The 13303-nt window shown below is 64.9% G+C and carries 11 protein-coding genes; 4 read left to right on the forward strand and 7 right to left on the reverse strand.

All coding sequences use genetic code 11. The annotated features are described in order from the left end of the window. The 6 genes from AC1ROT_RS13265 to AC1ROT_RS13290 are packed head-to-tail and all read right to left on the reverse strand — an operon-like array spanning position 1 to position 5778. Positions 1-189, reverse strand: coding sequence for a DUF4089 domain-containing protein (locus AC1ROT_RS13265; protein ID WP_492999525.1), 189 nt, complete (start codon positions 187-189; stop codon positions 1-3). Then, complete coding sequence (locus AC1ROT_RS13270; protein ID WP_492999526.1) at positions 186-1262, reverse strand: oligopeptide/dipeptide ABC transporter ATP-binding protein; 1077 nt, start codon at positions 1260-1262, stop codon at positions 186-188. The genes AC1ROT_RS13265 and AC1ROT_RS13270 overlap by 4 nt, the downstream gene beginning before the upstream one ends. Then, entirely contained in the window at positions 1259-2230 is a 972-nt protein-coding gene (locus tag AC1ROT_RS13275; RefSeq protein ID WP_492999527.1) for an ABC transporter ATP-binding protein, read from the reverse strand. Before AC1ROT_RS13275 ends, AC1ROT_RS13270 begins: the two co-directional genes overlap by 4 nt. Positions 2231-2264: 34 nt before the next feature. Beyond that, positions 2265-3110: an ABC transporter permease gene (locus AC1ROT_RS13280; protein ID WP_492973308.1), complete on the reverse strand. Its 846-nt coding sequence runs from the start codon at positions 3108-3110 to the stop codon at positions 2265-2267. Beyond that, complete coding sequence (locus tag AC1ROT_RS13285; RefSeq protein ID WP_492973307.1) at positions 3107-4120, reverse strand: ABC transporter permease; 1014 nt, start codon at positions 4118-4120, stop codon at positions 3107-3109. Before AC1ROT_RS13285 ends, AC1ROT_RS13280 begins: the two co-directional genes overlap by 4 nt. A 38-nt stretch (positions 4121-4158) precedes the next feature. Continuing rightward, complete coding sequence (locus AC1ROT_RS13290) at positions 4159-5778, reverse strand: ABC transporter substrate-binding protein (RefSeq protein WP_492999528.1); 1620 nt, start codon at positions 5776-5778, stop codon at positions 4159-4161. Positions 5779-6081: 303 nt separating this feature from the next. Here AC1ROT_RS13290 and atzF point away from each other — a divergent pair, with 303 nt between their 5' ends. The 3 genes from atzF to AC1ROT_RS13305 all read left to right on the forward strand — a co-directional run bounded on the left by atzF (position 6082) and on the right by AC1ROT_RS13305 (position 9502). Beyond that, positions 6082-7914 (forward strand): allophanate hydrolase, encoded by a 1833-nt coding sequence (gene atzF, locus AC1ROT_RS13295; RefSeq protein ID WP_492999530.1) that lies wholly within the window; start codon positions 6082-6084, stop codon positions 7912-7914. A gap of 409 nt (positions 7915-8323) precedes the next feature. Then, complete coding sequence (locus AC1ROT_RS13300) at positions 8324-8932, forward strand: glutathione S-transferase (protein ID WP_492999533.1); 609 nt, start codon at positions 8324-8326, stop codon at positions 8930-8932. A 21-nt stretch (positions 8933-8953) separates the two neighbouring features. Continuing rightward, entirely contained in the window at positions 8954-9502 is a 549-nt protein-coding gene (locus tag AC1ROT_RS13305) for a PAS domain-containing protein (RefSeq protein WP_492999534.1), read from the forward strand. Here AC1ROT_RS13305 and AC1ROT_RS13310 read toward each other — a convergent pair whose 3' ends face one another. After that, the gene (locus AC1ROT_RS13310) at positions 9503-11548 is read right to left on the reverse strand and encodes an elongation factor G (RefSeq protein WP_492973302.1); all 2046 of its coding nucleotides are present in this window, start codon (positions 11546-11548) and stop codon (positions 9503-9505) included. 346 nt (positions 11549-11894) lie between these two features. On the opposite strand from AC1ROT_RS13310, the gene AC1ROT_RS13315 reads away from it, so the two are divergent. Continuing rightward, on the forward strand, positions 11895-13184 hold the full coding sequence (locus AC1ROT_RS13315) for an NCS2 family permease (protein WP_492973301.1): 1290 nt from the start codon (positions 11895-11897) through the stop codon (positions 13182-13184). Positions 13185-13303 lie beyond the last annotated feature (119 nt).

The following is a 13303-nucleotide window of genomic DNA, read 5'->3' on the forward strand; positions in this document are numbered from 1 at the left end:
TTACGCTTTGAAGACGGGGGCCGGTTCGGTGTCGTCGGGCAGCGGCTGGCCCAGGAAAGCCTGGGCGATGGCGCGCGAGCGGACCAGATTGTCGATCACACCGGGTTTCCAGGTGTCTTCTATCTCTATCCCGAGCGCGTCGGCGGCAGCCACCATATAGGCTTCGGGATTGAACGGGTCCTTGCTCATGCAACATCCTCAATCAACGGGTCGTCGACGACCGCCATAGTATCGGCCACCGGAAAGTGACAGGCAACCGAATGTCCGCGTCCCACCGCCTGCAGCAGCGGCATGCTCTCTGCGCAGGACTCCTGGCCGCCAGGGCAGCGCCCGTAAAAGCGGCAGACCTTGGGCGAGGGGTCGATCGGGCTGCGCGGCTCGCCGGCAATGCGCAGGCGCGGTGCGGCCGGGCCGCCGCTGCCCTTCACTTGGTCGAAATGCGGAATCGCCGAGAGCAGCGCCTTGGTATAGGGATGCGCCGGGTTGCGGAATACCTGCTCAGCCGGGCCGGTCTCTACGATCTTGCCCAGATACATCACCATGACGCGGTCGCAGAGCAGGCGCACGACATTAAGATCGTGGCTGACGAACAGATAGCTCATGCCCAGCCGCTGCTTCAGGTCTTCCAGCAGTTGCAGGATCACCACCTGAACCGAGACGTCGAGCGCCGCCGTCGGTTCGTCCAGGATCAGCAGGTCCGGTTCCACCGCGATGGCGCGTGCAATGCCAACGCGCGCCTTCTGGCCGCCCGACAGTTGGTGCGGAAAGCGGCCGAGCAGTTCCAGCGGCAGGCCGCACATGGCGGCTAGGTCTTCCACCCGGGCCTTCAGCGCGGCGCGGTTCAACGGCTTCAGGCGCTGGATCGGATCGGCGATGGCGGCAAAAGCCGTGAAGCGCGGATTGAGGCTGTCGCCGGCATCCTGGAACACCATCTGGATGCGCGGGCGGTAGGGGCTCTTGCCAAAGCCCTTGGCGGGCAGATGGCCGATCTCTTCGCCATCCAGCTGGATGCTGCCATCGGTGAGATCGAGCAGGCGGGTCAGCAGGCGCACGAGCGTCGACTTGCCGCAGCCGCTCTCGCCGACCAGGCCGAGCGTCTCGCCCTTGTCGATGGTGAAGGTGACGTCATCCACGGCATGCAGCATCGCCGGCGGCTTTGCCGCCCCACGTGCACGCTCGAACAGGCCGGGCTTCTTGCCGACGGGAAAATGCTTGTACAGCGCCCGGGCATCGAGCAGCGGTTTGTTGAACAGATCGCTCATAGCGGATTCCAGCAGGCGACAGTGCTGCCCCTTTCGTTGCCCAGCACGCGCGGCAGGGCCTGTTCACAGCGGTCCTGTCGCCGTTCGCAGCGCAGGCTGTAGCGGCAGGTGGGAATCTGTGCGGCGCGCAGGTCGGGCAGATTGCCCGGAATGGCGACCAGGTCAGCCAGGCTGATGGTCGGACGCGGCGTGGCGGCGATCAGCTTGGCGGTATAGGGATGGCGCGGATGGGCGAACAGCGTCGCCGTCGGCGCCGCCTCGACGATATGACCGGCATGCATCACCACGATCTGGTCGCAGTATTCCGCCGCCATGCCGAGATCGTGGGTGATGAGCAGTGTCGACATGCCCTGCTCGGCGCCCAGTTCGGCGATCAGGTCCATGATCGCCGCCTGGGTGGTCACATCCAGGCCAGTGGTCGGTTCGTCGGCGATCAGCAGCTTGGGCGAGCAGGAGAGCGCAATGGCGATCATGATGCGCTGGCACATGCCGCCTGAGAGTTCGAAGGGATAGGCCTTGGCGCGGCGCTGCGGATCGGGGATGCGCACGCGCGCGAGCATGTCGATGGCGCGCTGCGGCGCCTCGCGGCGGGTGACATTGCCATGCTGCAGCAGCACATCGGCGATCTGGTCGCCGACGCGGCGGATCGGATTCAGCGCCACGCGCGGATTCTGGAAGATCATCGACATCTCGCGGCCGCGGATGTCGCGCAGCGCGCTTTCCTTGGCCTGCAGCAGGTCTAGGCCGCCGAAGCTGGCCGTGCCGTTGCTGACGCGGCCGGCAGCATCCAGAATGCCCATGACGGTGAAGGCGGTGACCGATTTGCCCGAGCCGGATTCACCGACGATGGCGACCATTTCGCCCTTGTTGATGCTGAAGCTGACCTGCTCCAGCGCCTTGACGATGCCGCCGCGGGTGCGGAATTCGACGCTGAGATTGTCGACGGCGAGGACGGGGACAGCGCTCATGTTCTGCGCCCCACTGTATATCTGGTCGGCGCCCTCATGTGCGCCTCCGGGGGTCGACAATGTCACGCAGGCCGTCGCCCAGCAGGTTGAAGCAAAAGACCGCCGTCATCAGCGCCAGGCCGGGGAACAGCGCCACCCACCATTCGCCCGAGATCATGAAGGCGGCGCCTTCGGCCACCAGGATGCCCCATTCCGGCGTCGGCGGCGAAATGCCAAGGCCGATGAACGAGAGGCCGGCCGCATTGAGGATGGCGTAGCCCATGGTCAACGAGCACTGCACCATCAGGATCGGCAGGATGTTGGGCAGGATCTGCAGCAGCAGGATGCGGCCCTCGCCGTTGCCCGACAGCCGTGCGGCCTCCACGAAGCCGGCATTGCGCCGGATATTGGCCTCGGCGCGGGCGACGCGCGCGTAAAGCGGCGTGTTGATGATGGCGGTAGCCAGCACGATGTTGCCCACGCTGTTGCCCAGCGCCGCGACAATGCCCATGGCCAGCACGAAGAGCGGGAAGGCCATGATGGTATCGGCCAGACGGCCGACCACGCGGTCGACCCAGCCGCCGAAGAAACCGGCCGCGATGCCGGCCAGGGCGCCAATCGCGAAGGTGAGGATCACGGAGGCGAAAGCGATGCCGAGATCAAGCCGCGTTGCGACCAGCACGCGGCTGAAGATGTCGCGGCCGAGTGAATCCGTACCGAACCAGTGCGCCGCCGAGGGCGGCTTCAGCGCCATTGCCGCATTGGTGGTGAGCGGATTATAGGGCGCCAGATACGGCCCGAGGATGGCGCAGATCAGGATGAAGGCGAACAGCGAGAAGGCAAACAGCGTGACCGGATTCTCGGTCAGCACGTAGCGGATATGCTTCAGCGTCGCGTTCATGCCTCAAAACCCACGCGCGGATCGATCACGATATAGAGAATGTCGATGGCCAGGTTGAGCGCCACATAGAGCAGCGCCATGGTCAGCACGAAGCCCTGGATCGGCGCATAGTCGGATGCCACCAGCGCCTCGATGGCGAAGGTGCCGATGCCGGGCCAGGAGAATACCTTCTCCACCAGTACATTGGCGCCGAGCAGGAAGGAGAACACCATGCCCAGCGTGGTCACCACCGGCAGCATGGCGTTGCGGAAGGCATAGCCGTAGACGATCTTGGCTTTCGGCAGGCCTGAGGCCCGTGCCGTGCGGATGAAGTCGCTGCCCAGCACCTCCAGCATGGCGGCGCGGGTCATGCGAGCCAGCGGCGCCAGCGTGAAGATCGCCAGCGCCGTCACCGGTAGCAGCAGTTGCGCCACCGCGGCGCGGAAGGTCTCGCCCTCGCCGGCCAGCAGCGCGTCGATGGTGTAGAAACCGGTGATGTTGGGCGGCGCGGAGAAGAAGATGTCGAGCCGGCCGAGCGGCGCCGGCGCCCAGCCCAGCAGGTAATACAGCACATAGACCAGGAGAAGCCCGGTGAAGAAGGCGGGCAGCGACACGCCGGCCGTGGTGACGACGCGGCACAGGTGATCGATCCATGAGCCGGGCCTGGTGGCAGCCAGCACACCGAGCGGCACGGCGATCAGCACCGAGACCAGCAGGCCGTAGAGCGTGAGTTCGAGCGAGGCAGGCAGGCGGGTGCGGATTTCGGTCAGCACCGGCTGGCCGGTGGCGATCGAGTTGCCCAGATTGCCGCGGCCGAGGTCCTTCAGGTAGACGACGAACTGCTCAGGTAAAGTCTTGTCGAGGCCAAGGCTCTTGCGCACCTCTTCGATGGCCTGCGGCGTGGCCGCCGGTCCGGCGAAGAACACGGCGGGGTCGCCGGGTAGGGCGCGGGTCAGCAGGAAGGTGACGATGAGCACGCCGATCACGCTGGGCAACGCCCCCACCAGTCGCTTGCCGATCAGCCGCAGCATCGTCGCCTTCCTGCTCTACCTGCCGTCTTCCCCGGCCCTTACAGCTTCTCGAACTGGCGGAAATCCAGCTGGCGATGGAACCAGTAGGTATAGCCCTTGATGTTCTTCTGCATGCCGACATCGAGCATCTGCTGGTACAGCGGAATGCGCGGCACTTCCTCCATCGACATCTTGATGAAGCCGGTGACCTGCTCCTTGTACTTGGCCGGGTCGCTTTCGAAGCGCGCGGCGTCGATCAGCGCGTCCATCGCCTTGTTCTGGTAGGCCATGGTGTTGAACACCGCATTCTGGCCGTGATAGCCCCAGTAGAAGTAGTAGTCGGGGAAGTTCAGCCAGCCGCCAAAGCTGGCGATATGGATCGGGCGGTTCTTCTGCAGCATGGCGTTGCGGAAGTTGGCGCTCGGAATCTTCTCGATGCTGGCCTTGATGCCGATCTTGGCCAGGCTTTCCTGCAGCAGCACGGCGGTCGGCTCGTCCGCCGTCGCATCGCCGAGATCGAAGGAGATGGTTGTCTCGAAGCCGTCCGGATAGCCGGCTTCGGTCAGCAGTGCCTTGGCCTTGGCCAGGTCGATGTTATATGGGAAAGGCTGCGGCCAACTGGCATCCTTCGGCACCGTGCCGGTGGCGCCATACATCATGTTGCCGCGGCCGTAGATGGCGGATTTGGCAATCTGCTCGAAGGGCACGGCATAAGCCACGGCCTGTCGCACCTTCACATTGTCGAAGGGCTTCGCCGTCGTGATCATGCCGATGTATTTCAGCGAATTCTCCACCGGCACGCCGACCACGATATATTTGCCCGAGCCCTTCTCGGCGAAGATTTCCGAGGAGTCCTTCTGCGGCATGTCGAGCGAGATATCGGCATCGCCGCGTTCCATCAGGGCCCGGCGGTTGCCGGCCGAGGGCACGTCGCGGATGATCACGCGCTTCATCTTCGGCAGCGGGCCGCTTTTCCAGTCGTCAAAACGGGTGAAGCTGATTTCCTGGCCGGGTGTCCACTTTTCCAGCTTGTAGGCGCCGCTGCCGGCGTCGTTGGTCTTCATCCAGTCCATCGCCCACGGATCCTTTTCCGTGGCGTTTTTCTTGGCGAGTTCGGAGTTGTAGATGGCGGGCACCACCACGGCCATATCGGGCAGCGACAGCTTGTCCTTTTTCGGCAGGTCGACGCGGAAGGTGTAATCGTCGACGACGACGAACTGCTCGGGCTTGGTGAGCGAACCGGCCGCCATCTGGAAGGTGGGGAAGCCGCCGACGCTCACCGCGCGGTCGTAGGACCATTTCACGTCCTTCGCCGTCACCTTCGCGCCATCGTGGAAGGTCGCGTTCTGGCGCAGCTTGAAGGTCACCGACGTGCCGTCGGGCGCCACGGTGTAGCTCTCGGCCAGCTCCGGTTCGATCTTGCTGTAGTCGTAGGACAGCGTGCCATCAGGCAGGGTCTTGCGGCCGAAGGTGACCAGGCGGTCGTACATATTCCAGGCCGCGACATAGGAGCGGCCGCTGGTGCCGACGCCATGGATGTCGAGATTGTTCATGCCGGCTTCGACCACCACCAGCAGGGTTTCCTGGCGCGTCTGCGCCCGGGCCGGCAGGGCCGCCGCGGCGATCAGCCCGGCGGCAACAATGGCGGATGATGCGAAAAGGAATACGCGGCGTTGCATGGCAGGGCCCCCGTTGCTTGCATACGATTTGTTGTGGTCTGAATTGCAACGTGCGTGCCATGCGCCGCCTGCGGACGGGTTCTCCGGGTAATCGTCTGATCGGGCTTGGGGAATCCCGTCAGCGGCATGCAAGGCCAGATTTCAGCAGATTGAATACAATGATTAAAATATAGACAAATGCATGTCGATAATGATTATTTCTGCAACAGGGGTTATTTGAAAAGCTATGGATTTATCGTAGTTTACCGTCGGTATGGGGATTGCATACATGACAGGGAAATCCCGCTCTGAAGGATGCCGCGCATGCCTGCCGTTGACATTATCCCGACCGGATCGCTGAGCCTGACCGCCCTGCGCGAGGCCTATGCCGGCGGCAAAGCGACCCCTGCCGCCGTGATCGCTGCCATCTATGACGCCATCGCGGCGCGCGGCGATGACGGCGTCTGGATCGCGCTCAATCCGCGCGAGAGCGCACTGGCGCGCGCCGCACAGCTTGAGAAAAGCGGACCCTCGCCAGTGCAGCCGCTCTGGGGCGTGCCCTTTGCGGTGAAGGACAATATTGATGTGGCCGGTCTGCCCACCACGGCGGCCTGTCCGGCCTTCGCCTATACGCCGGAGAAGACCGCCTTCGCCGTGCAGCGTCTGCTCGATGCCGGCGCGATCCTGATCGGCAAGACCAATCTCGACCAGTTCGCCACCGGCCTGGTCGGCGTGCGCAGTCCCTATGGCGTGGCGCGCAATCCCTTCGACGCCGACTATATCCCCGGCGGTTCCAGCTCCGGTTCGGCGGTGGCGGTCAGCGCCGGTCTCGTCAGCTTCTCGTTCGGCACCGACACAGCCGGTTCGGGTCGTGTGCCGGCCGGCTTCAACAACATCGTCGGCCTCAAGCCCAGCATCGGCCTTCTGAGCAGCAGCGGCATGGTGCCAGCCTGCCGTTCGCTCGACTGCCTTTCGATCTTCGCCCTCACGGTGCCCGACGCCATGGCGGTGCAGGATGTGGCGGCCGGTTTCGATGCGGCTGACGGCTACAGTCGCGCAGCACCGCCGGGCTGGCGCAGCGTCACGCCGGCGAAACCGCAGAGCTTCCGCTTCGGCCTGCCGCGCAAGGACCAGCGCAAGTTCTTTGGCAATGCGGCGGCCGAGCGTCTGTTCGATGCAGCGATCGCGCGTCTGCAGGTGATGGGCGGTACCCCGATCGAGGTAGACTATACCCCCTTTGCTGAAGCCGCCGGTTTCCTCTACCAGCCAGCCGGCACCGCCGAACGCACCGCGGCCACCGCCACCTTCATGGAGGCGCATGCGGCCGACATGCATCCGGTGACGCGCGGCATCATCGAGAAGGGCCTGCAGGCCACCGGCGCCGAGGTGCATCGCCTGTTCTATCGCCTGGCCGAACTGAAGCAGCAGACGGCGCCGGTCTGGACCGACATCGACTGCATGGTGGTGCCGACCAGCGGCACCATCTACACGGTCGCCGAACTCGAAGCCGATCCGGTGACGCTGAACAGCAATCTCGGCGTCTACACCAACTTTGTGAACTACTTCGATCTCGCAGCATTGGCGGTGCCCAACGGCTTCCAGCCCAACGGCCTGCCGGCCGGCATCACCCTGATCGCGCCGCGTTTCCAGGAGGCGCAGCTGGCCGCGCTCGGCCATGCCTTCCACCAGCTCAGCGGCGTGGCGCTCGGCGCCACCGGCGTGCCGCAGCCGGCGGCGGCCGTGGCCCCGATGCCCAGCTATCCCGCCGTCACCGTCGCCGTCTTCGGGGCGCATATGACCGGCGAGCCGCTCAATCCGCAGCTGCTGGGCCTGGGCGGCCATCTGGTCGGCGAATGCCGCACGGCGGCGGATTACCGTCTCTATCGCCTGAAGGAAAAGGGCACGGCGCGGCCGGGCCTGGTGCGCATCGGCAGCAGTGCAGGCGTTTCCATCTGCGGCGAGCTGTGGTCGCTGCCGCTGGCCGCTTTTGGCGCCTTCACGGCGGCGATTCCCGGCCCGCTCGGCATCGGCACGGTGACGTTGGAGGATGGCAGCAGCGTAAAGGGTTTCCTCTGCGAGGCTGTCGCGGTCGGCGATGCCGAAGACATCTCCTCCTATGGCGACTGGCGGGTCTATCGTCGCGCCGTTGCAGCCTGACCGCGCCTGATTCTCCGGACACGGCCGACACGCTGGCTGCCTCGCGGCTGGGCAGTGGCGCACCGCGCCGCCCGCCTGTTGGGCATTTCTCCGGCTGATACCGGTCTGAAACGCCCCAAAGCGGGCGAAAGCCGCTGGCACGAAATCTGCTTTACAGGGATCAGCATCCGGTGCCGAGGCGCATCGGGCTGCGAGAGTACCCCGGTTTCCGATCTCTGATCGAGCCGGGTGGCGAGACGGACACTTAACGCCGGCTGCGGTCTCCGCAAGCCGGCGCTTTTTTTGCCGGCAGCTTTTTTGCCGGCATCGGTCACACCGGGCGGCATCGGTATTTGTCATTATTGTCCGCATGGCGCTGCAGACCGGCCACGGTTAGGCTTCGCTCCTCAGTAACCGGAGGGAATAACCGATGAAGCTCTATTTTTCGCCAACCTCGCCTTACGTGCGCAAAGTCACCGTGCTTGCGCTGGAAACCGGCCTGGACGCGAAGATCGAACGCCTGACCAGCCCGACCACCCCGATCGACCAGAATCCCGACGTGGCCAAGGCCAATCCGGTCGCCAAGGTGCCCACGCTGGTTACCGATGACGGCCGGCATCTCTTCGACAGCCGGGTGATCTGCGAATATCTCGACGGCCTGCATGACAAGCCGAAGTTCTTCCCCGCCGCCGGCAAGGCGCGCTGGGTGGCGCTGCGTGAGCAGGCGCTGGGCGACGGCCTGCTCGATGCCGCCCTGCTGGTGCGCTACGAAGGCTTCCTGCGTCCCGAAGACAAGCGCTGGAGCGCCTGGTCCGAAGGCCAGATGAAAAAGGTGGTTGGTGCCCTGACCGAGATCGAGGCGCTGGCGCCCGGTCTGGGCGACCGCGTCGATATCGGCACTGTCAGCCTGGCCTGCGCGCTGGGCTATATGGACTTCCGCTACACCGACATGGGCTGGCGCAAGACCTATCCCAACACGGCGGCCTTTGCCGACCGCATGTTTGCGCGGCCGTCCTTCAAAGCCACGGTGCCCGCGTGAAGATTGGGCCGGGCTGATCCGATGACCGAGGTGGCGGCCGACCGGCCCTGGCTGATCGATCGCCGCCTCGCGCGTCTGCTGAACCACTGGCGTGCCCAGCGTCCGGCGCCGGGACTGATGCCCGGTCGCGTAAATATCGACCCGCTCGACCTGGGACCGGAATTGCTGCCTTACATGGCGCTGGTCGACGCCACGCATAACGCCACGCGCTTCCGCTTCCGCCTGGTCGGCACCAAGCTGGCTGAACATGCGGGCCTCGATCTCAGCGGCCATTACATCGACGAACTGAATCCCAACGCGAGCTACGTCGATTACGTCAACGACCTGTATCGGCAGGCGGTGGCGACGCATCTGCCGGTCTATTCCGAAACGCGCTATCGCGCGCCGGCCGGCCGCGTCGGCCTGACCCGCCGGCTCACCTGTCCGCTGGCCGCCGATGGCGTCACTGTCGACATGTTCGTCGCCGCCCAGGTCTTCGAGACCGATAACGGCCTGGGCGACGCGCCGACCTATACCTATGCCGAAAGCTTTGTGCCCGGCATCACCGCGGTCATTGCCGACGACGCCTGATCAGGCCGCCGCCAGCATGCGGCGCCGGTCTTCCACCACCCGGTCGGCCAGCTTGCCGGCCAGTTCCTGCAGATGATCGAACTGCGCCGAGAAGGTGCCGACGCCCAGGGTCGCCGACCGCAGTTCGATGGCCAGGTCCTGCATCTCGGCTTCCGGCAGATGGCAGTCGATGCGGTCCCAGCCCGGCCAGCCCTCGCAGGCGCTGATCCCCAGGATATGGCCGCGCCGCGACGAGACGATGGCATGCACCTTGGCGGTGTATTCGGTCGGCACCGTGAAGGTGACGGCCTGGATCGGCTCCAGCAGCATCGGTGCGCATTTGCTCAGGCCTTCGCTCATGGCGATGCCGCCGCAGGTGCGGAAGGCCTGGTCCGATGAATCGACGGCATGATGCTGCCCGTCGGTCAGCGTCACTTTGACATCGACCACCGGGAAGCCGAGCGGGCCGCGCTGCAGGGTTTCCTGGATGCCGTCGTCCACGGCGGGGATGTAGTTCTTCGGAATCGCGCCGCCGACCACGCGGTTGACGAAGCTGTAACCGGCGCCGCGCGGCTGCGGTGCGATTTCGATCTTGATATCGGCAAACTGGCCATGGCCGCCGGACTGCCGTTTGAACCGCGCATGTTCATAGGTGCCGTGGCGGATCGTCTCCTTGTAGGCGGTCATCGGCACGCTGGTGCGCACGCTGACATTGAAGCGTTGCTGCAGCTTGTCGATGCCGAGCTTGAGGTGAATCTCGCCCTGACCTTTCAGCAGCACCTGGCCGGCGCTCTGTTCGATGGTCAGGGTCGGATCCTCATCATGCAGCTTGGCCAGGCCGGCGCTCAGCTTGACGTCGTCTTTGCGGTCGGTGGTATGCAGCGCCAGCACATGCACCGGCGGGGCCGCCTGCGGCCAGCTGGCATCGGCATGGCCATGGCCCTCGGCATCCAGATGCTGGCCGGTGGCGATGTCATCCAGTCGCGCCAGTCCCACCACATCGCCGGGGCCGGCGCTGGCCGCCTTGTCGACATGGTTGCCCATCATGCGGTAGAGGCCGCCCAGCCGCTTGCCGCCCAGTTGCGCATTCTCGGCCACCTGGCCGGACCATATGCGGGCCAGGCTCAGCTTGCCGGTATGCGGCTGATGCAGCGTCTTGAACACGGTGGCGCTGAAGCCGTCGCCCGCCGCGCTCTGTCCCAGCCGGGCTGCGGTTTCCACATGCAGCGGCGTTTCATGGCGCAGCGCCTTCCACAACCGCAGCACGCCATTGCCGCGCTCGGCCGAACCGAAGAATACCGGCACGATCAGGTCGGCGGCCATGTCCTTGGCCAGCTGCGCATAGATCTCCTGCGAGGCCGGCACGCGGTCTTCCAGCAACTGCTCCAGCAGCCTGTCGTCGAAATCGGCGATGGTTTCCAGCAGCATCTGGCGCGCCTCGCTTTCGCGCGGGCGCACGCTGTCGGGCATCTCGATCAGGTCGGACGACTGGTTCTCGCGGTAGTGATAGGCGCGCTCCGATACCAGGTCGACATAGCCGGTGATCGTATCGTTCTCGCGGATCGGCACTTCGCGCAGCACCAGCGGCCGGGCCGAGACCTGCTGCAGCGCGGCCAGCAGATCGGCCATGCGCATGTTGGTCTTGTCCAGCTTGTTGACGAACAGCACATGCGGAATGCGGCGCTCGTCGAGGAATTTCAGCAAAGGCGCCAGCGTCACGGCGCGCGCCGGTTCGGGCTCCACCACCACCACGGCGATATCGGCCACCATCAGGGCGCTCATCGCCTCCTGCGCCAGTTCCACCGAACCGGGGCAGTCGAGGAAAACCCAGGGATCGTCCAGGAAGCTGCAGCGCGCCAGGTTCGGCTCGATGGTCATCTGCCGGCTGCGCGCTTCGGGTGCGGCATCGCCCACGCTGCTGCCATAGGCGACGCTGCCCTTGCGCGGGATCGCGCCGGCGATGAACAGCAGGGATTCCATCAGGGTGGTTTTGCCGGACGTATAGGGCCCGACAATGGCGCAGACCCTGGGCGTGCTGGCCTTCGGGGATTGAGAGCGAGTGGGCATGGGCGGTCTCCTCTGTTGCGGCGTGAAACGCTGCAAGCCTGGTGGCAATGAGAGACCGGTTCTGAGCTGCCGGCCTGGAAAGACGGAACAGCGTTTAACCCTGCCCACAGGATTCCACAGGGCCGCCCGGGCGGGTAGCGGATTCTTTGGAAATCTTTTGCGGTGGCCGCGGCGACGCTTGCGGCGCACAAGATCGCTCCTGCACCGCCACGCCCCGGTTGCTTAGCCTAGCACCTTGAAATCGCGTGCATCTTTATGGGGGCTTGGTCATACTAAAGTCGAAAGCGACTCGGCGGCTGGGTATACCGGGGGGTGTGCGGCGGCCGGGGCAAACCAGGGGGATTCCATGCTGGAGCGCTATTTCAAGCTGGCAGAGAACGGCACTTCGGTGAAAGTCGAGCTGCTCGCCGGCCTCACCACCTTCCTCACCATGGCCTACATCATTTTCGTCAACCCGATGATCATGGCGGATGCGGGCGTAGATCGCGACGCGGCCTTCGCCGCCACCTGCCTGGGTGCCGCCTTTGCCAGCGCCATGATGGGCCTCTGGGCCAAGTATCCGGTCGCACTGGCGCCGGGCATGGGCCTCAATGCCTACTTCTCCTATGGCGTCGTGCTCGGCATGGGCCATACTTGGCAGGTCGGCCTTGGCGCGGTCTTCCTCTCCGGCGTCATCTTCCTGATCATCTCGGTGCTGCCCATTCGCGAAAAGATCGTGAATGCGATTCCGATGTCGCAGAAGATGGCCATCGGCGCCGGCATCGGCCTGTTCCTCGCCATCATTGCGCTGAAGGGTGCCGGCATCGTGGTCGATCACGCCGTCACGCTGGTGACGCTGGGCAAGATGGGCACGCCGGGCGTGCTGCTCGCCTGCCTCGGTTTCGTGCTGATTGTCGCGCTGGATTACCGCAAGGTGCCGGGCGCCATCATGATCGCCATCCTGGCGATCACTGTGATTGGCATCGTTTCGGGCCTCGCGCCGTTCAACGGCGTGGTGTCCAAGCCGCCGAGCCTGGCTCCGACCTTCCTGCAGATGGACATCATGGGCGCGCTGTCGGTGGGCCTGATCTCCATCGTCTTCGCCTTCTTTATGGTCGACCTGTTCGACAATACCGGCACGCTGATTTCGGTGGCGCCGGCGGCGGGCATGATGGACAAGGACGGCAAGCTGAAGCGTATCGGCCCGGCCTTCATCACTGACTCGCTCGCCACCATGGTGGGTGCCGCGCTTGGCACCTCCACGGTCACCAGCTATATCGAGTCGGCGTCCGGCATCCGCGCCGGCGGTCGCACCGGCCTCACCGCCGTGGTTGTCGCCGTACTGTTCCTGCTGGCGATCTTCTTCTCGCCGCTGGCCACCAGTATCCCGCCGTTTGCCACCGCGCCGGCGCTGATGTTCGTCGCCTGCGTGATGGCCAGCGCCATGACCCGGGTCGACTGGGAGGACGTCACCGAATACGCGCCGGCCGTTGTCACCATGATCGCCATGCCGCTGACCTTCTCGATCGCCACCGGCATCGCGCTGGGCTTTATCGCCTATGTGGTCTGCAAGCTGCTGGCGGGCCGCTTCAAGGACGTGCATCCGATCATGGCCGTGCTGGCCGTGCTCTTCGTGATCAAGCTGGCGGTCGCATAAGGCGCCGCATCAGTTGAGACAGGCGGGCGGCAGAGCGATCTGCCGCCCGTTTTCTTTTCTACCCCTATTTCGTCATTCCCGCGAAAGCGGGAATCCCATTTTTATATCGACCGCAAAAA

The organism is Ferrovibrio sp. GW821-FHT12E11, from assembly GCF_058806975.1.